Consider the following 23,823-nt stretch of genomic DNA (forward strand, 5'->3'; position numbering starts at 1 on the left):
CAGGAATTCTATGCGCGGCTTTATTGCTGGAATATTGCTTTTTATGGCGATCGCATCCATTACGACCGCCGCAATTCCTGCCCCCGCTCTGGCAGCAGACAGCCAAGCCCCGATCATCATTTCCCTTCCCCGTGAAAACGAGCCTTATTCTTTTGTATCCATGTTCGGCGAACCCTCAGGTTTGCTTGTGGATATCTGGCGACTATGGGGCGAAAAAGTCGGGCGAGACGTCAAATTTCGCATGGGGGAATGGCCTGACTTGCTAACCGATGTCCGCTCCGGTCAATCGCAAATCCATGGCGGACTTTTCCGCTCCGCCACCCGCTCCCTGCTGCTGGATTTCGGCCCAGCGCTCTTTCCCTCGCGCGGCGTGATCATTATGGCTTCGGGTGCCAACGCTGATCTGGACAGCACTCCGGCACCGGTTATCGCCACCCTCAAGGGCACCATCCTTGAAACACATCTGCGCACCCGCTACCCCACCCTGCGTCTTTTGTCGCTGGCATCCTTCAAGGACATGATCATGGCTGTGGGCGGCGGCCTGGCTCAAGGCGTTGCCGGGCCGCTCTTGCCGCTTATCAGTGCCATCGACCGCCTGGGACTCAACGAAAAATTTTCCACAGAGCCTTTCCCTCTGCTGGAAGATACCCTCCGGCCCGGCGTACGCAAAGGCGATATGGGCACTCTGGAACTTGTGGAACAGGGCATGGCCCAAATTCCCCGTGCGGAACTCATTGCCCTGGAGGAGTACTGGGTGCGCGTTCCCGCCATGCGGGAAACAAACAGGGTGCGCCGCCCCCTGAACCTCAGCCCGCATGAGCGCCAGTGGCTCGAAACGCATTCGCGCTGGCGCGTTGGTTTTCTTAAGGACGGAGCACCGCTCGCCTTTACCAACAAGCAAGGGCAGTTTGACGGCATCAGCGCTGATATTTTGCGGGCTGTCGCAGGGATTCTGGGCGTGGAAATTATCCCCCATCCCGAGGCTTCTACCCGAAACCTGAGCACAGATCTGGCGACCCAGCTGATAGATGTGGTGCCCTTCAGCGAAAAACTGCCGCCTGCGCACGAAAATACGCACCAATGCAGCCTGTTGTTCTATCTGCCACTGGATGTGGTAACCAGGGCCAATGCGGGTTTTTCCGTTACCAGCCCCCGTGACCTTGCAAAAAAAACCGTAGCCGTGCTGGCATATCCCGGCGTGGCAATCCAGTTGGAAAAACTCGTGCCCAGCGCCATTATGGTTCCCTTGCAGGTCATGGACGATGCCCTTAATGGGCTGCGTTCAGGGCGCTACGATGCTGTTGTGGGCCTCTCTGTTTCCGTCAGTTTTTTTCTGACCAACGGCGAGCGCAACGACCTCAGGCATACCCGGCTGCCCGATCTGCGTTATGCGGCGCAAATTGCCTTTCGCTCTGACTGGCCAGAACTTCCCAGAATTTTTGAAAAAGCCTATGAGAGCATCCCCTACACCAACCTGCTGGAAATGGCCCAGCGCTGGGGCAGTCTGCGGCTCGAAAAGGATATTGATTGGGAACGCATCAAGCAGGTGGGCGGCGTGGTCGCCCTGCTTGTGGGCAGTTTTTTGTGCGTAATGCTGATTGCCAACCACAGGCTCGCGCGCGAAAGCCAGGCCACCCAGATTGCGTTAAGCACCCTGCGCCAAAGGGAGCGGCAGCTTAAAACTGTTATGGACAACCAGCCAAGCATGGTCATGCTGATCGACACGGCTGGCAGATATGTACTGGTCAACCGTCAGTTTGAACGATTTATAGGCCGCCCGGCAGAAGCCATGATCGGCAAGAAGAACGAAGATAACCTCCCCCCGGAAATTGCCGCTGCCGCAACACTTGCTGATGCAGAAGTTCTGAGAACCGGGGAGCCGCTTACCTGTGAAGAGTCCTACCGCAATGCCAGCGGCGACCTGCGAGATCTTGATACCTGCAAGGTTCCGCTCAAGGACGACAGCGGCAACATCTTTGGCATTGTTATTACTGCCACAGACATTACAGAAAGACGCAAGGCCGAGCGGCAGGCCCTGCGTACGCAGACAGAAATGGCCCAGATATTCAACGCCGCGGGCAGCGCCATGCGCGTGCTGGACACCAATCACATTGTCTTGCAGGCCAACGATGCCTTTCTGAAACTGCACGGATTCAGCCGGGAAGAAGTGATCGGCGTTCGCTGTTCCGACTACACGCAAAATTCAGAAAAATGCACCACATGCGCAGTTACGCGAGTGCTTAACGGCGCGCCCAAAGCTGCGGAAACCACCATGCGCCGCCGCAAGAACGGCGATGAAATTTACTGCGATATTGTGGCTACGCCCTTTCTTTCACCCGAAGGGGAACTGCTGGGGGCCATTGAAGACTGCCGCGATGTCACAGAGCTTGTAAAAAGCCAGCGGGCCATGCAAATGGCCGCGCGGGCTGCAGAAGAAGCCAACCGCGCCAAGAGCGAATTTCTGGCGAACATGAGCCACGAAATCCGCACTCCCATGAACGCCGTTATCGGCATGGCCTATCTCGCCCTGCAAACCAAACTCACGGGCAAACAGCACAACTACCTCTCCAGCATCAAGGATTCCGCCAAATCGCTGCTGCGCATCATCAATGACATTCTGGATTTTTCAAAGATTGAAGCGGGCCGCATGGATATTGAGAATGTGGACTTTGAGCTGGACGAAGTGCTGCAAGGGCTGGCAAGCCTCGACATTGTCAAGCTGGCCGAAAGCAAGGTCGAACTGCTGATTGACGTGGAGCCGGACGTTCCCTTCATCCTCATGGGCGACCCTCTGCGGCTGGGGCAAGTGCTTATCAACCTTGTGGGCAACGCCATCAAGTTTACCGATCAGGGCGAGGTTTGCGTGAGGGTGCAGCGGTGTGAAGCCGTGGGCAACAAAATAACCCTGCTTTTCAGCATCCGCGACACTGGCGTGGGCATGTCGGAAGAGCAGAAACAAAAGCTGTTCCACGCATTTTCGCAGGCCGATATGTCCACAACACGGCGGTTCGGCGGCACAGGTCTGGGGCTTTCCATTTCCAAAAGGCTTGTGGAAATGATGGGTGGCACGATCACTGTCGAAAGCACGCCCGATCAGGGCAGCACATTTCTCTTTACCGCATCTTTTGAGCTGCCCCCGGCTGGCCTTGCCACACTGCCGGAGGTGGAGGCGCTCTCTGGCCTGCGCGTCCTGTTGGTCAACAGCGACAGCGCCCAGAGGGAGAAGCTGGGGCAAACCCTTGCTGGCCTTGGGCTGCAATACGGCGAGGCAGCAGACGGCACTCAGGGTGCGCGCGTTGCCGCAAAAGCCGCCAAGGCAGACATGGCATACGAAGTCGCGCTGATCGATTGCAACCAGTCGGAAAAAATCAATCTGAAAGCAGTAGCCCGGCTAAAAAAATTGCAGAACATGCCCGTCATTATCCTGGCCGGGGTTCACAATCTGGGCAGACTCAATGCGCAGGCAACAGCCCTGGGCATCAATAATGTCCTCTGCAAGCCTGTTTGCAGAACAACGCTGCTGCGCGCCATTCAGGAGGCCACGCGCAGCAACCAGTCGACAGCAGACAACCTGCTGGCCAGCAACGAGTTGCCAAGGTTTATAGAGGGGCTGGAAGGCCAGCGTGTGCTATTGGCTGAAGATAATGAAATCAACCAGATTGTCGCCAAGGAGCTGCTGGAAGGCATGGGCCTTGTGGTGGATATCGCCGATAATGGTCGCATAGCCTTGGATATGATTTGCAAAGGCGCATACGCAGCCGTATTCATGGACATACAGATGCCCGAAATGGACGGATTTGAGGCAACACGCATGGTACGCGCCACACCAGGGTTCCGCCATTTGCCCATCATTGCCCTCACAGCCCACGGCATGGTGGGCGACAGGGAAAAATGCCTCAAGGCTGGCATGAACGACCACATTTCCAAGCCCATCGACCCCACGACTCTGGCAGAAGTTGCCATGCGCTGGTGCCGCAAATCCGATGCGGGCGTCCCCCGGCAAACGGTCGATTTGTAGGAACCCGCCTCCTCGCCCTTCGCGCCGCCCCTCTGTACTGTTTCCCATACACTGCATCAAACAAGCTGCCTCTGATGCGCTACGATTGCTGCGCTGCCCCGATGCCTCAGGCCCCGGCGCTGGCGCTGTTTGCATGCCCGGGCCGTATGAGCAGCCATGTGCCTGTGAGCGCTGTAAAGGGCGCAACCGTCACAAGCCCGATACTGCCAACCAGTGTGTTCATGATTTCAGCGGAAACAAAGGGCAGGTTGAGGGCGTTTTCCAGCGGGATGCCTTGCGCCATGAACAGCATCAACGTGGCAATGTAGCCGCCGGAGTAGGCCAGCAACAAGGTTGTGGTCATGGTGCCCACAACGGCGCGGCCCACCCGCAAGCCCGAGGCCAGCGCAGCTCGGCGGGAAATGCCGGGATTCTGCGCCGCCAGCTCGGCCATGCTGGCAGCCACATCCATGGCAAGATCCATCAGCGCGCCGGAAGAAGCCATGAATATGCTGGCAAGAAAGATGCGCGTCATGTTCAGGTGCGGATAGCCGGAATAGAGCACGGTTTCCGCATAGGGGCGCACGGCCCCGTGCAGTTGGAACGGCCCTGCAAAAGCCAGCGCAAGCGCACAGGTGGCGGCAATTCCCAGCAGGGAGCCAAGCCAGGCAGCCAGCCCGCGCCGGTTCATGCCGCCCACAAGCAGGATGGTGGCGGCTGTTATGGCAGTGGTGACACCCAGCCCCAGCAGTATGGGGTCTACATCGCGCAGTAGGGCCGGAACCAGCGCCTTCCAGATCATCAGTGCAGAAAACACAAAGGAGAGCAACGCCTTGAGGCCAGTGGCCCCGGCAAAGGCCAGCAGCAACAGGGCAAATATGCCAAAGGCCATGGCCTGCGTGTGCAGCCGATAGTGATCCTGCGCCACGACATCGGCCACCTTGCCATCGCGCAGGGTAAGCACCATCAGGGCTGTGTCGCCGGGGGCGAATACTTTATCCAGCTCCATCTTGCCCACCAGATCATTGCCCGCCTGCCATGTCTGCCCGGCATAGGGGCCATCGATGGCGCGCATGGTCACATATTGCGTCCCCATGCGCACAATGCCGTACTGATGCACCCGCTCGTTGTCCACGCTCAGCACCGTTGCACGGCAGCGCACCGCATTATCCGGCAGGCGGTTTTCAAAACCTGTGGGCAGCAGGTACAGCGCAAGACAGGCCAGTCCCAGCACCACGCACAGCAGGGCATCGCGCCTGGTGGAGCGCAAGGGCATATGCACCGCGGCAGCCCCAATCTGTGCCGTGGACAGCGATTGGGCCTGTATGTGCGGATGCGCCTGATCTGTTCCGTGTATGCCTGCCGGGTTGTCCGACAACACTCCTTTTTCATCCTGCTGCGCCATGATGACTCCTGCGTTACACTCGCGCTTTTTACCGATTTTGCGCCATAATAAAGGCCGGACAGCAGGCATATAACCCCGCCGCCCGGCCCGCAAATTACGCTCCCCTACGCTAGTTGGCGGCTGTCGCCAGGCTGACTGCCGGGCTGGCAGCAATATTTGCGGCAGGGCTGACAGCGGCGGCAGTTTTCTTCATCCCCATGATTTCAGCCATGCGGGCAAAGATATCTGTGTTGTCGTAAAACCCGCCAAAGCGATCAGCGCCCACGCCCCCGGCAGAGGTCAGCACCGGAACGCCCGTGTGGGAATACGTTGTCCACGCGATGCCCGATTTCTGGTTGAGCAGATGGGTAAGGGTAACAGTGAACGGCTCATATTCGCCGTAGAGCAGGTAATCCTGATCCGAAATGTTCTTGCTGTCGCCGCCCTTCATGCTGCGTTCAAAGGCCGCGCGCAGCTCGTCCACCTCGTAGGGTTTCAGCACCATGCCTGCGGCGTCGCCATCCTTGGGCAGGGCGGCGGCTTGGGCATCAGAAAGCACCACGAGGCCAAAGTTTTCCTTCACCAGAGGCAGCACGTCTTCCAGCTTTGCCTGCGGATTGGCCTTACGGAAGGCGTTGAATTTTTCGTCAAAGGCCACGTAGGATATCTTCTGATTTTTCAGGCGGGTGTGGTACGAATCGTACTTGGTGCCCGCAAAGCCGATGGACATGCCGCCGGTTTCGTGGTCGCCCGTTACAATGACCAGGGTGTCATCCGGGTGGTTGCGCATGAACTGCATGGCCTCGGCCACGGCGGCGTCAAAAGCCAGCACATCGGTGATGGAGCTTACGGCGTCGTTGGCATGGCAGGCCCAGTCAACCTTGCCGCCTTCGATCATCATGAAAAATCCTTTGGGATTATCCAACAGTTCAAAGCCCTTGCGCGACATCTCGGCCAGCGAGACGTCGTCCTTGGCGGCATCCATGGCGTAGGTCATTGCGGATTCGTCCTGAAGGCGCGGATTGACGAACACCACACGTTCCTTGCCGGGCTTGAGCGAGCGGAAATCCTGCGCGTTGTTCACATAGTGGAATCCATTGGCGCGGATGGCGTCCAGCACGTTGCGCTTGTCGCCTTCCATCTTGGATTTTTTGCCCGCAGGATCAAGAAAACCGCCGCCAGCAAAATAGTCCATGCGGCTTGCGGCCAGTTCAAGGCCAATTTCGTAATAATTTTTGCGGCTGGGCTGATGCGCGTAAAAAGCGCCCGGGGTGGCGTGGTCGAGCGACACGGTGGACACTATGCCCACCTTCATGCCCTTGTCGCGCGCCATTTCGGCAATGGAAACCACGGGCACGTTCTTGCCGTCCACGCCAAGGCCGCGATTGGTGGTCTTGACGCCACAGGCCATGGCGGTTCCAGCGGCGGCGGAATCCGTAATAAGCGAATCAATGGAATATGTAGTGGTCGCGCCCTGCACGGGCAGCTGGCTCATGTTGAGCTTGACGATGCCGGGGGTGGTGTCGCCCTTCTGCGCAGCCAGATACAGCTCCGCCGCGTTGCGCTGGGCCATGCCCATGCCGTCGCCTATGAGCAGAATGACGTACTTGGCCTGCCCCGCATGGGCAACCCCCATAAAGCCGAACAGCATGACGCAAAGAACAAAAGCCGCTCGTGCGGCATTGTGCCAACGAAAATGGGCCATGACCCGAACCTCCTGCATGAATGCGATGGTGGAAAGCCCACGAATATCGGCCAGCCTTCCCCAAAACCATACAAGGCTGCCTGCGGGCTCTGCAATGGGCTAACGCTCGCCCATGCGGGTGACGCTTGCGTTACGGGCAGCCGCATGTTGCGTGACGACGGGCGATGTGCAACCTGTTACCGCACCCTTGGCATGCAAGGCAACGCAAAACGGCCTGCCCGCAGTTGCGGACAGGCCGTTCACATAAGGCGTCATCAGCCCGTTAGTAGGGCAAGCCAAGGCCTGTTGCGGTGTGGATGGTATCCTTGAAAAAGACGATGCGGCTGAGCAGCACGGCGCAGAGCACAAGCAGGCCAAGCGCGCAGGCGCGTTGCCGCGCAGCGTACGTCAGGCCAAAGGCCGCGCCCAGCAGCGCCAGCCCGCCCCAGAACAGGGGCGAAGCCAGCCACGCATGGGCCGTGGCCTGCATGATCGTACCGCCGGAGGCCCACACGCAGGGCACAATCAGCAGCACCGCCATGAGCATACCCAGAAACACCCGCAGCACTCCAACCCGGTTTTGCGCAAAGGCCGCGCCCAACGAAAGACTGGTGAGGGCAAAGAGCAGCATGGGCACGCCGTTGCTGATGGCAGGCATGGAAATGACGGCATAGGTCATGCCCTGCATGATGATGCCCGCAAGCCCCGCCACGGCAGTGACTACGCACAGCAAGCGCGAAGGCTTGAAGCAGCAAAGGCAGGCCAGCGCGGCGAACAAGCCAAAGACCAGCCCTTCCCTGCTGAGCCAGGAACCGCCCATATTGGTAAGCGCCGTTGCGGCGCGCCAGGGCTGGGCCAGATGCAGCATGGAAGCCGCCAGCCCAAGCAGGGCGGCCCCGGCCACAACGTACCATTCCTTGCCGCCAAAAGGGCCAACCCCTGCGGCCTTTCCGGGGGCCGAGGTTACGGCCCCGCCAGCCGGGCGCAGCATTCCAAAGGCCGCAAATACGGCCATGCCCACGGCAAGCTGGGTAAGCACCGTAAAGAAGACAAGAGGGAATTCGTAATGCATGGTTTTACCCCCTGACCTGACGCGGCATCCTGGGCAGGATAAACCGGGTGGAAGGATTAAGGCGCGGCATGGCGGGATAGCCAGCCGGATTCTGTACGGCGTTGGTGTCGTCAAACTGCTCTAGATCCACAAGCTCCAGCGCGCCAGTGGGGCAACCCTGCACGCAGGCGGGCAACAGCCCGGCATCAAGGCGCTCATGGCACATGCTGCATTTTTCCGCATGCTTTTCCGCCTTATTGAAGCGCGGCGCGCCGTAAGGGCAGGAGCGGATGCAGTTTGTGCAGCCGATGCAGGTTTCCTTGTGGTGCACGACCACGCCGTCAGGGCGCTTTTCGTACGAGGACGTCGGGCAGGCATCCATACAGGCGGGATGCTCGCAATGGTTGCACGCCAGCGAAAGAAAGGCCCTGTCGTGGTGCGGATAAATGGCCTCGTCCAGCGGATACACCTGCCGCCAGACCATGTCCGGCTCCAGCTGGTTGAAGTTTTTGCAGGCCATGGCGCAAGAGCGGCAGCCAATGCACTTATCCATATCCATCAAGAACGCGCGTCTTTTACTCATGCCAAGCCTCCGTTCACCGCAACCACGTCTGCAAACTGATCGTGAATGGCAACACCCGGCGAACCGGTTTTCATGGCCCCCATGTCTGACGAGCAATCGTCCACAAGGTTCTGCACGTTAAAGTCGAGCTTGCGGAACCATGCCTCGTACATGACCAGACAATCCGTAGCCACGTTGGTGCTGAGCCGCGCCCGCAGGCGCACCTCGCCTATGCCGTTGAACACCTTGACCATGCTCATATCCCTGATGCCGCGCTCCTGCGCCGCCTTGGGGTGGATGTAGACATATGGCTCGGGATAGAAGTTTTCCATCCAGTCCAGATTGATAAACTGGGAGTGCAGGCCAAACTGCACATGCGGGGTCAGCAACCGGAACGGCCCGTTGGCCTTGCGACCTTCCACAAATTCGGGCAGGGCCTTGAAGCCGTTTTTGGCGCATAGGTCGGACTTGAACTCGTACTTGCCCGAGGGCGTTTTGAAGGTGCCTTCCGGCCATGCGGCAGAGGATTTGCGTTTGGCCTTGACCGGCCCTTGACGCAGCGTCTCCCAGCTGGGGATGCCAAACAGGTCGTAAATGCCCTTGTTGCATTCCTTTGCCATCCATTCCTTGCCGTCCACTTCCTGCGGGAAGGTGCACGTCCCGGCTTCCTTGCGGTTCATGGCGCGGGAGAGGGCCGCCGCGATTTCAATGTTCGACCGCGCCTCGTGCATGGGCTTGATGGCCTGCTCGTTGAGCGAAAGCCAGTAGTGCCAGTAAGATACGTTGATCGTCCATTCCTCAAAAAGCGTTGTCACCGGCAGCACGATGTCGGAATGGCGCACGGTTTCCGTAAAGAACTGCTCTACGGAGACAACCATATCCAGCTTTTTGAAGGCCCGCTCCAGCTTGTTGCGGTCAAAATCCTGCGCAAAGGGATTTTTGCAGGATACCCAGAGCATTTTCAGCTCCGGGTCTTTCGCATCCAGAATTTCCTGGGCAATCCTGTTGATGTTCAGGGAGCGGTCGGTATAGGCGGCCTTTTCACCGCCGCCAAAGTCAAATTCGCCCTTGGGACCGCCGCCGCCCACAAAACCCTTGGAGCCTGCGGGGCGCTGCTGCGCCATGGCGTGATAGTTGAACCCCCAGGTTTGCAAATGCCCGTAGCGAGCGCCGCCGCCCTCAACACCCACGTTGCCGGTCATGGCCACAAAGGCATCCAAGGCGCGCACCATTGCCCCGCCGTTGGTGTGGCGCTGCATACCGTAGCCAATCCACACGGTCGCGGGGTGGGCCGAAGCAAATTCTTCCGTCACTGCGCGGATTTCATGGGCGGGAACGCCAGAAACCTGCGCCGCCCACTCCACGGTGACGTTGGCCCGCAGGTAGGCCGCAAATTCGTCAAAACCCACGGCCCGGTTTTTGACAAAATCCTGATCCACATGACCAGAGTCCAGCAGATGCCGGGCCATGCCGAGCGCAAGCGCCCCATCGCCGCCAGCGCGCACCTGCCAGTACACATCGCCCTTGGCCGCCGTCTGGGTAAAGATGGGGTCAATAACCACCACCTTGGCGCCCTTCTGCCTGGCCTCGTAGATGTACTTCATGGTGTGCATGGAACACCACGCCGGGTTTGCGCCCCACACGATGATGTACTTGGCCTTAACCATGTCTTCCGGGTCATTGCACCACATGTCGCCAAAATCATAGTTTTGGGCGTCAATACCCGCAGGCCAGCAGGGCGTACCCACAAAGCGGCTGGTGTACCCGAGGGAAGACATCATGCCTTCCACGCCGTAGTTGGTGATGCCGAAGTTGCCGGAATATTTGGTAAGTCCCAGCCCCAGCAGGTTGCCGTCCTTTTTTTTCAGCTCCAGAATCTTGTCCGAAATCCGGTCCATGGCTTCGTCCCAGCTGATTCTGCGCCAGTTGCCCGAACCACGGCCCTCCTGAATCATGGGATACTTGATGCGGTCAGGGCTGTAGACCCGCCGGGGATAAGAATAGCCCTTTACGCACAAGGCCCCCTGTGTGAAGGAGGATTCCGGCGCGCCCTCCACAAACTGCACAATGCCGTCCTTGACGTAGGTCTTAATGCTGCATGTATCGTAGCAGTTGCGGGGGCAGGCGTTGCGAAACACCTGGTAGGCAGAGGGGTCAAAGGGTTTTGCCTCGCTGCGCGCAGGCAGGAGCAACGAACCGGAAACGCCGCCAAGCGCGCCCGCAGCCCCGGTCGCCAGCAATCCTTTAAGGAAGCCGCGCCGTTCTTTTGAGCAATCAGATTTATGCATACATACTCCTTTGCGTGCAATGACACAGCCAATATTCAAGACAGCGCAGGGCCGCCTGTATTGCGGGCGTAGGCGCGTCCGCCTTGCGCGCCCTTGCCACAAAAGCGGGGAGCCACCGCGCCATGTGCTCATCCACAAGCCAGGCAAGGGCCTCGCGGGCATGAGCGCGCAGGGGGTCGCCGCACTCGGGGCGCAACAGCAAGGTCAGCATAGTCCAGGCTTCCAGCTCGCAGGCGATGAAGTCGTCCGGCTGGCCCTCCGGCGCGGCAAGGCCAAGGGCTTGCAATATTTCGCGCATATCCGTTGCGGCATTGCCCATGAGCCGGGGTTCCGCTTCCAGATACACCGAGGCGTAGGGAGGCGCAGGCACGGCCTGCGGCCCCACAAACAGCCGGTTGAAGGCGTATTCTTCCGTCTGCCAGTCAAGGGTTCCGGGTAGGGTTTCAACGGGCGCAAAACGCGTGGCCGCAGCAGCCAGCGCGTCAGCATCCGCGCTGCTGAAAAAGTCGCGCAGGGCCTGAGCCAGGGTCTGCATTTCTGGTAATGATGGGGACATTCAAGCCTCCGGGCAGGATGCCCCAAGCGAGGCATCACGAGCATTTTGATACGTTATTAAAATGCCCGCTCTGTGTGCTGTGCGCCAGAGTGAATGTTTGGTGAGAGATCGGGTATACAGCTATACCCGATTAATCGGAATTGGGTAGAAAGGGATAAACGAGAGAGCGAGGCAAAGAAATGTCAGGCTGGGAATGCGATCTGGCAGAGCCTCAGGCCTGACTGGTAATCAGGTACATGGCAAGCTGGGTATCATGCCCGCGCACGCCAAGCTTGCGCCGGATGTTTCTGCGGTGAGTCTGCACTGTCTCCGGCGAAATGCGCAGGATGGCGGCAATCTCCTTGGTCGTGCGTCCGGTCTGGATCCACTGGCAGATTTTGAGCTCGGCAAGGGTCAGCTTGCCCAGCCCCTTGCCTTTAACCATCTGCTCCTGCGCGGAGCCTGTGCCGCCAAGGATGCGCTCAAGCTGCTCGCGCGCAAGCTCGATTCCCTGCTTGCGGGCCGAGGCATCCTGCTCCCTGCCCAGTTCCGCCAGGGCGGGCCACAGAAAGCTGCGCACGTTTTCGGCCAGCGCATCGCTCTGCTGGCAGCGCTCTTCCTCAACATGGCGCAGCACGTTGCGCAGGGTGATGTTCAGCTCTTCAAGGCGCTGCTTTTCCTGCTGGAGATCCTGCGTTTGCCGCTGCACCGCGTCTTCGAGCATTTCCCTGTGCAGCACGTGCGGCGTTATGTTGGTCAGCAGGAGCAAAAAGTCGCCGGAGCTTGCCATGCTCAGGTCGCCCAGCGAAGCCATGGAAAGCCGGAACACCAGCCCATTGCCAAAGGGAGAAATCTCGACAGTCTGCCCCACCTTGTAGCGGGCAAAAAATGCTTTGGCGTCTGCTTCTTCCAGACCGAGCGCATCCCAGACGTATTTGTTTTCAAGATGTTCACCCGCGTACTGCCGCAAGGAGCGGTTGGCGGTGACTATGCGACAGGCGGAATTCATGACCAGCACGCCGTCGGATGTGGCGTTGAACACGTTTTCAAAGCGGCACTTTTCCACGGTCAGCAGGCGGAACAGATCATCCTGATCAAAGGTGTGGGCGCTCTGGGAAGCCTGCATGCAGGTTTCCATCCACACGATTTCAAAAGCCTGACTGTAAACCTCCACCAGCCGCGCGGCCAGGGCCGCAGCGCGCTCCGTTACCTCAGGCGCGAGGCGCGGCAGGGCTTCAAGGGCATCCTGCACCGCCAGGGTAAACGTTTTGTAGCAGCCCAGAAACATGCTGCCGGTGATGCCTCGCCGCAGATGGCGCAGGCCCGAACTTTTCAGCGCGTCGGCCCAGCCGTCGGCATTGGTGCGCAACGTCTCGAAAGAAGGCGGCGTATTGCGGTCGGCATGCCCTTTCACCGCGTCCAGCAGCCCGTCGCAGGAGGTCATGCAGTCTTCCCGCCGGGCTGTGGTAAAGGACAGGTAGCCCGCAGCCTTCATGCGCACTGTCCATTGCCCGAGGAAGACCTCGGCGCAGTCGTCAAAGTGGTTCACCGCGCCAAGCGCACTCCGCCACTCTTCGCTGCTCAGGTCAAAAAGACCGGAAGACGCGTTTAGCTCCGCAGGGCGGGATGTATGACTTTGGGAAATCGCTTTTGACATGGCTGCCTTAACGCGCATGGACGCTTGCAAGAGGGGCTACGCGGGATTCAGGGCAAGGACTGGTTGCGGGTGTGGAACAGATCACGGGCGTGGTTCTGGGGCGGGACGCGCAACGAATAACGGAAACGGCACGCTTACAAAAATGTGACGCACAATCACTCTTTCTGTCAAGACCGTGAAAGGCCGGGGCGACACATGCAAAGATGAAAGGCTTGTAATAAGTACAATTACGGGCGCTCCCGCCCGAATGCATGGCAGGAGGGAATGGGCATAAGGGGCACAGATAACACTTACGTGAAATCCACACCCACAGACTAGGGAGAGGCTAGGGAGAAAAACAGGGAATAAACAGAAAAAGGACTCATGCATATACTGCATAAGTCCTTGAAATCTATATGGTGCCGAGGGACAGAATTGAACTGCCGACACGGGGATTTTCAGTCCCCTGCTCTACCAACTGAGCTACCTCGGCCCATTAGGCCTTGCCGCCAGAGCGTTTGCTCTTTCACAGCGGCTGGAAAAGTCTTCTATCTACTTGCGCTGACTTTGGCAAGCTTTTTTTTAAGAATTTTGCACAACGGCTTGAAATATGGCTTTCTTCCGGCCATACTTCCCCCCGTCAACAGATCAAATCAAGGATTTATCGTGCCTTTTCACAGCCCCATACCCCCAACATTGCGCGATCTCGACGCACTGCGCAACATTGGCGTCAGGCGCGTCATCATGCAGGCCCTTGTTACCGGCGGCGTCACTGGCGCTGTTATCGGCCTTTTTCGCCTTGCTTACGACCACATCAACGCCGCCCTTGTGCACACCATACGCCAGCACGACCTTTATGACCCTGTTGTGGCCGCCTGGATTTTCGGCGGTTTGGCGATATTGGCCCTGCTGGCACTGCTGGCCCTGCGCCTTGAACCCCTCGTGAGCGGCAGCGGCATTCCGCAGGTGGAGCTGATGGTGCGCGGGCAGATGCGCATGAACTGGCTGCGCGTATTGCTGTGCAAATTTGCCGGAACGCTCGTTTCCCTCAGCGGTGGCCTGTCGGTTGGCCGCGAGGGGCCTTCCATCATGATGGGCGCAGCCGTGGGGGCTGGCGTAGGGCACCTGTGGGGCGAGCGCAGCGGGCAGAGCCTGCCGCGTTACCTTGTGGGGGGCAGCGTTGCCGGGCTTGCCGCCGCCTTTGGTGCGCCTCTGGCGGGCATGTTCTTTGCGTTTGAAGAAATGAAAACCATCCTCAGCGCCCCCATGCTGCTGTTTACAGGTGTGTGCGCCCTTGCCGCGTGGTTTGTGGTGCAGGTTCTGCTTGGATTCGGCCTGGTGTTCCCCTTTGCGCAACAGCCCTTCATCCACTGGACGCAGTGGTGGATCATCCCCTTTGTCGGCATTGGCATGGGCGTTCTGGGCGCTTTTTATAATCTGATACTGCTGCGCCTCACCCATTGGGCCGACCACAGCCCCCTGATGCCCCGCCCCTTGCGCGTGCTCCTGCCCTTCATTCTGGCGGGCGCGTTGCTTTACCTCTGCCCACAGGTGCTTGTGGGTATTGGCTTCAGCACCTTGCAGCTTGAGAGCCTGCCCTTGCCCTTGCTGGGCCTCTTCGGCTTGCTGGCGGTAAAGATGGCCTTTTCATGGATAAGCTTTGCCTCAGGCGTTTCCGGCGGCCTGCTCATGCCAGTGCTGCTCATGGGTTCCATTGGCGGGGCATGCATTGCCTCGGGCCTGCAATCTGCCGGAGTAATCAGCCCGGAACAGACCGCCACGGTGCTGACCCTCGGCATGACAGGCCTTTTTGCCGGTTCCGTGCGCGCACCGCTGACCGGCGCATTTTTGCTGCTTGAAATGACAGGATCGTTCCACAACATTCCCACGGTGGTGCTCACGGCTTATATTGCCGCCTTCACCGCCAATGCCCTGCGCTCCGAGCCTGTGTACGACAGTCTGCGCGCCCGCTGCCTTGATCTGGCTGGCGCGGCAGCCCCAAGCGACAAAAATGGCAATGATACCGATGCGTCAGGCAGCGCAACACAACTGCAAAAATGAAAGGTCGTGCAAAAGGCGCACGATGCCGCAAAAAATTTATTCATATAACCATTCGTTATATTTGAATTTTTAAAAAAATGCTTGCGTTTTGGAATTGGAGTGTCTATGTTCACCAATTGCAAAACCAACCGCGCCCCATGGAGTAGGTATGACCCGTAAAGACCGCACAGAAGGCATATACAGCCGCCGAGAAGTACTGGACGAAAGTGAGCGTCGTCAGTACTGCCTTATTCAGCTCAAAGATTTGCTCTCCTACGCATACCGCTATTCAGAAGACGTTAAAAAACGCTTCGACCGTGCGCAGTTCAATGTGGAGAAATTCAAAACACTTACCGATATAAAGCACATTCCCATCCTGAAGAAGAAAGAACTTATCTTCCTTCAGTCCATGGGGCCGCGCCTGGGCGGTCTGCTGACCAAGGATATCGGCGAGCTCAAGCGCATCTTTTTGTCGCCTGGGCCCATCTTCGATCCCGAAGACCGTGGAGAAGACTACTGGGGTTACACCGAAGCCTTCTATTCCGTTGGCTTCCGCCCCGGCGACGCCGTGCAGAACACGTTCAACTACCAGTTGACGCCCGCTGGCCTCATGTTTGAAGAGCCGCTGCGCAATCTGGGCTGCGCGGTTATTCCCGCCGGCCCCACAGACGCCGCCACCCAGCTCGACATCATGCAGAAGCTGCGCGTCTCCGGCTATGTGGGCACGCCCAGCTTTCTCATGCACCTTGCGCAAAAAGCCGAAGAAAAAGGCCTCAACCTGCGCAAGGATCTTTTCCTCGAAGTGGCCTTTGTCACCGGCGAGCGCCTGTCTGAAAAGATGCGCTCCCAGATGGAAAAGAAGTACGACCTCGTCATGCGTCAGGGCTACGGCACCGCCGACGTGGGCTGCATCGGCTACGAATGCTTCCACAAAACCGGCCTGCACATTGCCAACCGCTGCTACGTGGAAATCTGCCATCCTGACACGGGCATCCCGCTGAAGGACGGCGAAGTGGGCGAAATCGTGGTGACGGCCTTCAACAAGACCTACCCGCTCATCCGCCTTGCCACGGGCGACCTTTCGTACATTGACCGCAGCCCCTGCGCCTGCGGCCGCACCAGCCCGCGCCTTGGCAGCATTGTGGGCCGCGTGGACACCACCGCCCGCATCATGGGCATGTTTGTGTACCCGCATCAGGTTGAACAGGTCATGAGCCGCTTTGAAGAAATCAAGCGCTGGCAGATCGAAGTCACCAACCCCGGCGGCATCGACGAAATGACCCTCTTTGTGGAAACCAGCGGCTTCAAGCGCGAAGAAGAGTTGCTGCACCAGTTCCGCGAAAAGATCAAACTGCGCCCCGAACTGCGCGTGCTGGCTCCCGGCAGCCTGCCCCCGCAGATCAGACCCATCGAAGACAAGCGTCACTGGGATTAACCCGCAGATATACGCAACAAGCCCGGCCAAAAGCCGGGCTTGTTTTTTGCAATTCCAAAAAAACCGCAAGCGGCGTGGAAAAGAAGCAAAGCACTTTTTCCACACTGCAATTTTTACGGTTTACTTTACGTATCAAGCGCAAGCGTCATATCAAACCACTGCGCTCCGCCATGACTTGATTTCGAAATTCCATCATTCACATAACCAAAGCATTCATAGTAGCGAATCAGTCGCTCTTTGCACGTCAGTATGACTTTCTTTTTGCCTAACTTTTTAGCTGTTTGCACAAAATTTTTCATGAGCTGGGAGGCAATGCCTTGCTCCCGAAATTCTGGAATCACAGCCAGCCCGAAGACAGTTAGATTTTCACCAGTCGTATTATGGTGAGACGTGCTATAAAAAAGTTCATCGTATATGACGGGGCTATCGGTAGCGCATCCGTTAATATACCCCACCAATCTACCGCCAACTTCAGCCACAAGAAAAGACTCAGGAAAAGCCGCAATTCTTTCTTTAAAGGATGCCCGTGAGGCGGCTTCAGCCGCAGGAAAGCACACGGATTCTATTTCAGCTATACTCTCCAAATCATCCTGACGAACACTTCTTACTGTGAATTCTTGCATGCAATTTACTCTTTACTGGTGATTTTGCTGGCTTGCCCCTGTCTCTAGTCGATCATGCTTTGTACCAAGTTGATGTCAGCCTGAGAGCACATGACAGGCCTCGGCCAACCAATAATCGCAGTGAATCAGTACACAGGCGCACGCAAATTAGGCCCAGGGGAGTATTCTACCTTGCTGATGCACATTCGGCCCTTTGTTTTTTCCACATATACTACGATATCTGGTGCGTACTCTTTGTTATAGCCCATGCTCACAGGTACAAGGCTTAGGCTTTCGTTTACGGAAATGGATTTACCCACCATGAAGTTTTCCAGAGATTCTTTTAAAACCTCTTGCCCCTTCTGGTAATAATCTGTGTCATCGGCGCTCACGCCTCTATTATAGTCAAACTGAACGCGCTTGGCTGTACATCTGCACACATATTTGACTATGCCCGGATCAAAGACAGGTAGATCCTCAAACGAGCTTTGTCGTTCACCAAACGACAGTGACTGCTTAAGATACCATTTATAAAAATCACGAACAAACGATTCCACGTCCTGCGCGTGTACAGATTGTGGGCATGGCTGAAGCAGGTTCATGACAAGAAATATGCATGCGAGGGAAAGCTTTTTCATACGGATTTTCCTGCTCTTTAATATGGGTAAATATCAGATACGGATGCAATTTTAAAAACAGAGTCAACTTTTTTTACATATGCAATTACAGTACTCTCAAATTTTTCTCCCTTAAACGTGACAGGAACAACAAAAACATCATTTGTCATTTTGAGAGCATCTTTCACTACAATACGGCATTCTTTAAATACCGTAGTGCTACTGCCGAACTGTATAAAATAATATAAATCTGACGAGCCTCTCCTTTTAAGATATGCAATAAGAGATTCATTTACATACTCCGGCAGCTTTTTCTCTTCAAGAATGTCATCAATCTCATAATGCTTAATGATATACCATTCATAAAACTCCTTAACAAATTCCTGCGGCGTTTGTGCTGCGTCTGCCGCCTTGGGGCAAAAGAAGCCAAGGCACAGCAGACTTGTGAGCACACAAATAAGTATTTTGCGGATGCGCATGTATTTATTCCTACGTTGATTTTGCAAACTGCGCCCGGCGAAACACTGTTCACCGGGCGCATGCATGAATAACTTTTAAATGCGGATTGCGGCCAGCTTTGAACACGCGAGAGAAGGCATGCCCAGCACAATCACGCTGATTTCAGCCTGAGAGCACATGGCGCGACGTGACCCATTAATAAGCGCCGCGAATCAGTACACAGGCGCGCGGAAATTAGGCCCAGGAGAATCTTCTACTTTGCTGATACACATACTGCCATTTGTTTTTTCCACATACACTACAATATATGGGGAGTATTCCTTCCTCATACTAACAGAAACAAGCCTGAGATTATCACTCACATCTATTGACCCACCGATCTTAAAATCTTCTAACTGCTCTTTTACAACGTCTTGCCCCTTTATATAATAATCAGCGCCATTGCCGCCGACCCCTCTATTATAGTCAAACTGAACGCGCTTGGCTGTACATCTGCACACGTATTTAAATATGTCTTGATCAAAAACAGGTAGCTTTTCAAACAACGGCTGAGGTTGTTTAACAAACGACAGTGATTGCTTAAGATACCACTTATAAAAATCACGAACAAATGACTCCACATCTTGCGCGTGCGCAGATTGTAGGCATGGCTGAAGCAGGCTTATGACAAGGGATATGCAGACTAAAAGAAATTTTTTCATATGTATTTTCCTGCAACTTAATATGGGTAAGCGTCTGATACAGACGCAATTTTAAAACCAGAGTCAACTTTTTTTACATATGCAATTACAGCACGCTCAAAGTTTTCCCCCTTAAACGTGACAGGGACAACAAAAACATCATCTGTCATTTTGAGTGTATCTTTCACTACGATACGGCAATTCTTAAATGCCATAGTGCTACTACCGTGTTGTAAAAAATAGTATATATCAGAAGACGGCTTGGCTTTAAGATACTCAACAAGAGATTCCTCAACGTATTCCGGCAGTTTTTCCTCTTCAAGAATGTCTTTATTTTCATAATGCTTAATAAGATACCATTCATAAAATTCCTTAACAAATTCCTGCGGTGTTTGTGCTGCATCAGATTCCTTAGGGCAAAAAATCCCAAGACACAGCAGGCCTGCGAGCACACAAATAAATATTTTACGAATGCGCATGTTTTTATACCTCTATTGTTTGTTGCAATACCTGCCTCCGGTGGTGAATACGGGCACCGGAGGCAGGTATTGGGTGTTGTTATCGTTTTCGCATGACTAATGCGGAGATACAAGCTGCTCACCTATATCACTTAGCTCATTTATGATCGCCGGTAAATAACATACGGCGCGTCAACCTCTTGATAGTCTGTGGCTGCGTATATGCTGTTTTGTCTAAAGTCTGATATCCATCGCTTTCCATCAAACATGGCAGCATGGCCATAGGGGTGTCCTTTAATAGCCTGAAAAATTACGACATCACCTTTTTGTGGCTTTTCACCCAGAGCCACTGTTCTAAAGCCTACGTCGCGCAAAATGGGCCCAAACCCACAAGCACCGTACTTCGGAGAAGAATTTAATGAGGTGTTCATTCTTAGCCCACCCGCCTCAATGGCCTGACGGACATACGTTCCACAATCACCAGTGGAATCTTTATGTGATTGTGTTTGCAAGTGCGCGATGGCCGCGTCGAGATCCCACTTGGGCAATGGTTTGTCATTCGGCAAAATTTCCTCCCTCCGCATCATGCCGTTGCGCGATATGGCAGACCGCTTAAGCTCTTCCCTCTCGCTCATGGCATTGCGACCAATATTTGCCCGGTGCATAACCTCTCGCGATACTGACGCCCGCAGTTCCTGCCCAGAGGTAGAATAACCTGTTGCGCTGCCCACCGCGTTGGTAAACTGACCGACTGCATCGCGTGGATGCTTGCTCTCATCCCAGGCCAGCCCGCTGGCATCGTGCCTGTTGACCGGGTCATCCACGCAATAGTCGTACAGGTCGCCATCGCCGCGCGTGTCGTTTGCAGGGTCAAGCGACATAAATCTGCCAATGCGGGATCATAGTCGCGCCAGTTAAACCGTATGAGGTGGGTGTCCCTGTCTTCCAGCCCGGCGCAAAAACCTATGGGCACATAGAGGCAGGGTAAGGAATCATAAACAATTTTGCCAAAACTGCTGCGCACCACCTCCTTGACCACCTTGCCGTCTGGCCCCACAAACAGGCGTGGCGTGCCCAGATGATCGCAGCAGCACGCCAGCACGAGTGACGACCGCGCCGATGCCGCCCCTGCAGGGGCGCTCCCGGTCATTGCCCCTCCCAGAGCGGACTTCTCCGGCTTGCCAGCATCAGAAGAGTTGCGAAACTGTTGGTATGCAGAGAGGCACTGGCACACTCTTTCCTTACGATTTGCTGCGCCAAACCAGTGCAACCAGCCGTCCGAGCCGTTGCGTTCATTTTCCGGAGCGGCATCAGCAGCCAGAACCGTTTTGCCCAAGGGGCGAATGACTATCCTGCTCAGGGTGCCGTCCGCATCATAGGCATAGCCATACTCCAGCCGCAGTTCATGGTCGCGGAAGCCTGCGAGCCTTGCCTGATCGTTCCAGCGGTATTCGCCAGTAATGTCGTTGTGGCGGTAACGCCTGTAAAGCCTTGTGCCCTTGTAGGCGTAGCGCAGCTTGCAACCATCATTGAGCTCGGCCCTGCCCAGCATGGTACTGCTGCCGTAGGCAAGGCGAAGGCCGCGCTTGCCTGCGATGCTGCTTACCGAACCGTATTTGTCATAGGCATAGCGGTTTTGCCCGTCGCTTTCCAACTGGCCTTTGTCATTATAGCTGTAGCGCGATTTTTCCATTGCGCTTGTTGATGCGGAAGGGCCGCCCTCATACCAGACCTTGCTGCGCACGCGCTGGCCAGAAGCGCTGTATTTATATGTTTCCGCAATGGCAGCGTTGTTTTTTACCTCGGTCAGCCTGCCCTCGGCATCGTAGGCATACTCCAGCACATTTGCGGCCCCGTTAAACTGCTCTGTTTTGCAGGCAATGCGTCCAGCAGCGTCATACTGATACTGGATTTCCAGGCCATTCTGTCTTTTCACCACGTGCGCGTCACGCATAAGAACCTCTTTGTTTTTTGTTCATCCCAAGAATTTCACGCATGGATTTCCAAATCTGCGGGCTGCTAGAATGGTCACCACACTTCAAGTCGGGGGCCGAACAAAATAAATGCCACAAAAATTTTATTATGTAAGACTGAAACATTTCAGTAAACTGGAGGTAAATTTTTGGCGCATGCAGCACTAATAATATGTGATATTTCAGGTTGTTAAAGAGAGGCACATGAGAGCAAAGAAAGTAGCAAATTTTCACCATATTTATAACTATATGATTTTATTTAACAAAAAAATACTTAAAATTTGTATTTTTTCACTTCATAAAAATCACAACTACTTAATATAAAACAATTTTTTGTAAAATAAAACGTGATGCCTTTTTTAAGACATCACGTTTTTCGCGCATGAATCGCTCGTGAATCTGCGCAATTTGCAAACAGAAGCTTCAGCCGCATGGGTAAGCACGAAGGCCCGGTATGAAGCATCTGGTAAAAATGTGCCTTGCCCACCGCCATAGGCGAGGCATTCGGCGTAGTTGCTACGCGCCAGACTTCATTTTTTGCACCAGGCCCTGCAAATCGCGCGTCTGCCCCGCCAACTGCTCCACAGCCTGCGCGGACTTGTTCATAATCGAAGCCGTATCGCGCGAAATACCGTTAATTTCATCAATACTGCGGGTGATTTCTTCTGATGTGGCAGACTGTTCTTCGCTGGCGGTGGCAATGGCGCGCACCTGATCGCTCGCGCCGTCAACCATGGTTACAATCTCCCGCAGCACCTCGCCGCAACGCCCGGCCAGTTCCGTTGTGCGCTCCACAGCGGCAAGGGCACGCTCCATATTTTCTATGTTGGCGCTGGTGCCGCTCTGGATGCCGCTGACAGCCTCGCCCACCTCGCGGGTGGCCCCCATGGTTTTTTCCGCCAGTTTGCGCACCTCGTCCGCCACCACGGCAAATCCGCGCCCGGCGTCGCCAGCCCGCGCCGCCTCAATGGCCGCATTGAGGGCCAGCAGATTGGTCTGATCCGCAATATCTGAAATGACAGACATGATCTGCCCGATGTTGCCCACCATGCCGCCCAGCGTATCCATGGAATTTTTCAGCTCGGCGGAGACGCGCCGCACCTCGTCCATACCGTCCACCACCTGACGCATGACGCCGGAACCTTCAGTGGCCCTGTTGTGCGCGGCATCCGTGCTTTGCGCGGTGTGGGCGGCATTCTGGGCAACCTCAAGCACGGTGGCGTTCATCTGCTCAATGGCTGTGGCGGCCTCGCCCACGCGGGCAGACTGGCGCTCCGCACCAAGGCTGGCCTGACGCACCTGCGCAGATATATCCCCGGAAACGGACGAAATCCCCTCCACCGCGCGTTCAAGCTGCGCGGCGGCTTCCATCATTCCCTCCGCTCTGGCGCGCTCTGCTGCGGCCTTGGCGGCCTGTGCTTCTTCCGCTGCCTGGCGGGCGCGGCGGCCTTCTTCCGCAGCCTCGGCGCTTTTGTGTTCGGTTTCGGCTATCTTGCCCTTGAGCGTAGCTACCATACCCTCAATGCTGTCGCGCAGCGCGGCCATTTCCGCACTGTAACTGCCGCTGGCCCGGGCCTCGAGGTCTCCGCCAGCCACGGCGCGCGCAAAGCTGATCACCCGCCCCAGAGGCCGGGTTACAGACAGCAGCACCAGCAGGGCAATACCCGCGCCGCATACAACGCTGCCGCAAATGGAAATCAGCAGCAGGCGTTCTGTACCGCGCGTTTGTTCGGCCAGTTCTCGCTGGCTGGATACCACGCGTTCCATGAACTGGGTTTCCAGCGCTTCCAGATTTTTTTCGGTAGTATGAACGTGATTCTTGTAGGTTGTGTAGTAGGCATTGGCCTGTGCGGCACTCATGCCGCCAGAACCGGAGGCTATATCTGAAGAAGTGCGGCGCACCACGGCATCGTAAGCCGCAAATGCCTGTGCTGCCTCCTGCGCCAGGGCCTCGGCCTTGGCTCCGGCCTGAGGATTGCCATGCAGGGCGGCCTCCAGCTTTCGCATGTTTTCGCCCAATCCAGCCGAGACCTCATTCAGCTTGCCCATATATCCTTTGAGCGCCTTGCTGTCGCCCATGTTCAGCAGGATGTCTTTTTCAGCCTTGCGGTAAAGCTGCATGTCCAGAGATGCTTCGTGCAGCAGATTGATAGTGGGCAGTTCATGCCTGCCCAGCATGCCCAGCGTTTCGCGCTGCGCGCGCAAGGCCAGCATGGCCAGACTGCCAGATATGACAAAAACCAGCAGGATTACGCCAAAACCGCTTGCCAGTTTAACCCGAAGCGACATGCCCATAGTGTCCTCCACTACGCGGATAAATCGTGAGGGGGGATCTATTTTGATCATCCTACCAATAAACCGCACTAGTCAACGGCAATTATGGTCAACGCCGCAAAATGCATGCACGGCGTTGCCTTCTTGC

At 56.1% G+C, this 23,823-nt stretch carries 18 protein-coding genes and 1 tRNA gene; 3 read left to right on the forward strand and 16 right to left on the reverse strand.

Annotation, left to right across the window (positions count from 1 at the left end; translation table 11 throughout):
- The first annotated feature begins 43 nt into the window (after window positions 1-43).
- Window positions 44-4,018, forward strand: a complete 3,975-nt coding sequence (locus ACUZ9P_RS03465) for a response regulator (protein ID WP_449248654.1) — start codon at window positions 44-46, stop codon at window positions 4,016-4,018.
- 106 nt (window positions 4,019-4,124) lie between these two features.
- Here ACUZ9P_RS03465 and ACUZ9P_RS03470 read toward each other — a convergent pair whose 3' ends face one another.
- The 8 genes from ACUZ9P_RS03470 to ACUZ9P_RS03505 form a co-directional block, all read right to left on the reverse strand.
- Window positions 4,125-5,273, reverse strand: coding sequence for a YibE/F family protein (locus tag ACUZ9P_RS03470; RefSeq protein WP_449250230.1), 1,149 nt, complete (start codon window positions 5,271-5,273; stop codon window positions 4,125-4,127).
- A gap of 238 nt (window positions 5,274-5,511) precedes the next feature.
- On the reverse strand, window positions 5,512-7,086 hold the full coding sequence (locus tag ACUZ9P_RS03475; protein WP_449248655.1) for an alkaline phosphatase: 1,575 nt from the start codon (window positions 7,084-7,086) through the stop codon (window positions 5,512-5,514).
- Between the two features lie 262 nt (window positions 7,087-7,348).
- Entirely contained in the window at window positions 7,349-8,137 is a 789-nt protein-coding gene (locus ACUZ9P_RS03480; protein ID WP_449248656.1) for a DmsC/YnfH family molybdoenzyme membrane anchor subunit, read from the reverse strand.
- Window positions 8,138-8,141: 4 nt separating this feature from the next.
- Window positions 8,142-8,699 (reverse strand): 4Fe-4S dicluster domain-containing protein, encoded by a 558-nt coding sequence (locus ACUZ9P_RS03485; RefSeq protein WP_022659675.1) that lies wholly within the window; start codon window positions 8,697-8,699, stop codon window positions 8,142-8,144.
- Entirely contained in the window at window positions 8,696-10,966 is a 2,271-nt protein-coding gene (locus ACUZ9P_RS03490; protein WP_449248657.1) for a molybdopterin-dependent oxidoreductase, read from the reverse strand. The genes ACUZ9P_RS03485 and ACUZ9P_RS03490 overlap by 4 nt, the downstream gene beginning before the upstream one ends.
- Window positions 10,959-11,522, reverse strand: coding sequence for a TorD/DmsD family molecular chaperone (locus ACUZ9P_RS03495; protein ID WP_449248658.1), 564 nt, complete (start codon window positions 11,520-11,522; stop codon window positions 10,959-10,961). Before ACUZ9P_RS03495 ends, ACUZ9P_RS03490 begins: the two co-directional genes overlap by 8 nt.
- Before the next feature lie 211 nt (window positions 11,523-11,733).
- Window positions 11,734-13,158 carry a LuxR C-terminal-related transcriptional regulator gene (locus tag ACUZ9P_RS03500; protein ID WP_449248659.1) on the reverse strand — a complete coding sequence of 475 codons (1,425 nt, stop codon included), beginning with the start codon at window positions 13,156-13,158 and terminating at the stop codon, window positions 11,734-11,736.
- Window positions 13,159-13,554: 396 nt separating this feature from the next.
- Window positions 13,555-13,630: transfer RNA gene (locus ACUZ9P_RS03505), tRNA-Phe, on the reverse strand.
- A gap of 173 nt (window positions 13,631-13,803) precedes the next feature.
- On the opposite strand from ACUZ9P_RS03505, the gene ACUZ9P_RS03510 reads away from it, so the two are divergent.
- Entirely contained in the window at window positions 13,804-15,198 is a 1,395-nt protein-coding gene (locus ACUZ9P_RS03510; RefSeq protein WP_449248660.1) for a chloride channel protein, read from the forward strand.
- Between the two features lie 148 nt (window positions 15,199-15,346).
- Window positions 15,347-16,612, forward strand: a complete 1,266-nt coding sequence (locus tag ACUZ9P_RS03515; protein WP_022659670.1) for a phenylacetate--CoA ligase family protein — start codon at window positions 15,347-15,349, stop codon at window positions 16,610-16,612.
- Window positions 16,613-16,737: 125 nt separating this feature from the next.
- Here the strand turns inward: ACUZ9P_RS03515 and ACUZ9P_RS03520 are convergent, their stop codons facing one another.
- From ACUZ9P_RS03520 to ACUZ9P_RS03555, 8 genes are all read right to left on the reverse strand, one after another.
- The gene (locus ACUZ9P_RS03520; protein ID WP_449248661.1) at window positions 16,738-17,235 is read right to left on the reverse strand and encodes a GNAT family N-acetyltransferase; all 498 of its coding nucleotides are present in this window, start codon (window positions 17,233-17,235) and stop codon (window positions 16,738-16,740) included.
- Between the two features lie 125 nt (window positions 17,236-17,360).
- Window positions 17,361-17,852, reverse strand: coding sequence for a hypothetical protein (locus ACUZ9P_RS03525; RefSeq protein WP_449248662.1), 492 nt, complete (start codon window positions 17,850-17,852; stop codon window positions 17,361-17,363).
- Between the two features lie 17 nt (window positions 17,853-17,869).
- On the reverse strand, window positions 17,870-18,310 hold the full coding sequence (locus ACUZ9P_RS03530; RefSeq protein ID WP_449248663.1) for a hypothetical protein: 441 nt from the start codon (window positions 18,308-18,310) through the stop codon (window positions 17,870-17,872).
- A gap of 192 nt (window positions 18,311-18,502) precedes the next feature.
- A complete protein-coding gene (locus ACUZ9P_RS03535; protein WP_192112657.1) occupies window positions 18,503-18,991 on the reverse strand; it encodes a hypothetical protein in 489 nt (162 codons plus the stop codon).
- A 17-nt stretch (window positions 18,992-19,008) separates the two neighbouring features.
- Entirely contained in the window at window positions 19,009-19,449 is a 441-nt protein-coding gene (locus ACUZ9P_RS03540) for a hypothetical protein (RefSeq protein WP_449248664.1), read from the reverse strand.
- 140 nt (window positions 19,450-19,589) lie between these two features.
- Entirely contained in the window at window positions 19,590-20,063 is a 474-nt protein-coding gene (locus tag ACUZ9P_RS03545; RefSeq protein WP_449248665.1) for an NlpC/P60 family protein, read from the reverse strand.
- Window positions 20,060-21,382: an RHS repeat domain-containing protein gene (locus ACUZ9P_RS03550; RefSeq protein ID WP_449248666.1), complete on the reverse strand. Its 1,323-nt coding sequence runs from the start codon at window positions 21,380-21,382 to the stop codon at window positions 20,060-20,062. Before ACUZ9P_RS03550 ends, ACUZ9P_RS03545 begins: the two co-directional genes overlap by 4 nt.
- 535 nt (window positions 21,383-21,917) lie before the next feature.
- Entirely contained in the window at window positions 21,918-23,696 is a 1,779-nt protein-coding gene (locus tag ACUZ9P_RS03555) for a methyl-accepting chemotaxis protein (RefSeq protein ID WP_449248667.1), read from the reverse strand.
- Window positions 23,697-23,823: the final 127 nt, after the last annotated feature.

It is taken from the genome of Desulfovibrio intestinivivus (assembly GCF_053570665.1).

Excerpts from the sequence above, each read along its gene's own strand:
- ACUZ9P_RS03465 (WP_449248654.1), top strand. The coding sequence starts at position 44 with ATGGCGATCGCATCCATTACGACCGCCGCAATTCCTGCCCCCGCTCTG.
- ACUZ9P_RS03470 (WP_449250230.1), bottom strand. The coding sequence starts at position 5,273 with ATGCCCTTGCGCTCCACCAGGCGCGATGCCCTGCTGTGCGTGGTGCTG.
- ACUZ9P_RS03475 (WP_449248655.1), bottom strand. The coding sequence starts at position 7,086 with ATGGCCCATTTTCGTTGGCACAATGCCGCACGAGCGGCTTTTGTTCTT.
- ACUZ9P_RS03480 (WP_449248656.1), bottom strand. The coding sequence starts at position 8,137 with ATGCATTACGAATTCCCTCTTGTCTTCTTTACGGTGCTTACCCAGCTT.
- ACUZ9P_RS03485 (WP_022659675.1), bottom strand. The coding sequence starts at position 8,699 with ATGAGTAAAAGACGCGCGTTCTTGATGGATATGGATAAGTGCATTGGC.
- ACUZ9P_RS03490 (WP_449248657.1), bottom strand. The coding sequence starts at position 10,966 with ATGCATAAATCTGATTGCTCAAAAGAACGGCGCGGCTTCCTTAAAGGA.
- ACUZ9P_RS03495 (WP_449248658.1), bottom strand. The coding sequence starts at position 11,522 with ATGTCCCCATCATTACCAGAAATGCAGACCCTGGCTCAGGCCCTGCGC.
- ACUZ9P_RS03500 (WP_449248659.1), bottom strand. The coding sequence starts at position 13,158 with ATGTCAAAAGCGATTTCCCAAAGTCATACATCCCGCCCTGCGGAGCTA.
- ACUZ9P_RS03515 (WP_022659670.1), top strand. The coding sequence starts at position 15,347 with ATGACCCGTAAAGACCGCACAGAAGGCATATACAGCCGCCGAGAAGTA.
- ACUZ9P_RS03520 (WP_449248661.1), bottom strand. The coding sequence starts at position 17,235 with ATGCAAGAATTCACAGTAAGAAGTGTTCGTCAGGATGATTTGGAGAGT.
- ACUZ9P_RS03525 (WP_449248662.1), bottom strand. The coding sequence starts at position 17,852 with ATGAAAAAGCTTTCCCTCGCATGCATATTTCTTGTCATGAACCTGCTT.
- ACUZ9P_RS03530 (WP_449248663.1), bottom strand. The coding sequence starts at position 18,310 with ATGCGCATCCGCAAAATACTTATTTGTGTGCTCACAAGTCTGCTGTGC.
- ACUZ9P_RS03535 (WP_192112657.1), bottom strand. The coding sequence starts at position 18,991 with ATGAAAAAATTTCTTTTAGTCTGCATATCCCTTGTCATAAGCCTGCTT.
- ACUZ9P_RS03540 (WP_449248664.1), bottom strand. The coding sequence starts at position 19,449 with ATGCGCATTCGTAAAATATTTATTTGTGTGCTCGCAGGCCTGCTGTGT.
- ACUZ9P_RS03545 (WP_449248665.1), bottom strand. The coding sequence starts at position 20,063 with ATGAGCGAGAGGGAAGAGCTTAAGCGGTCTGCCATATCGCGCAACGGC.
- ACUZ9P_RS03550 (WP_449248666.1), bottom strand. The coding sequence starts at position 21,382 with ATGCGTGACGCGCACGTGGTGAAAAGACAGAATGGCCTGGAAATCCAG.
- ACUZ9P_RS03555 (WP_449248667.1), bottom strand. The coding sequence starts at position 23,696 with ATGGGCATGTCGCTTCGGGTTAAACTGGCAAGCGGTTTTGGCGTAATC.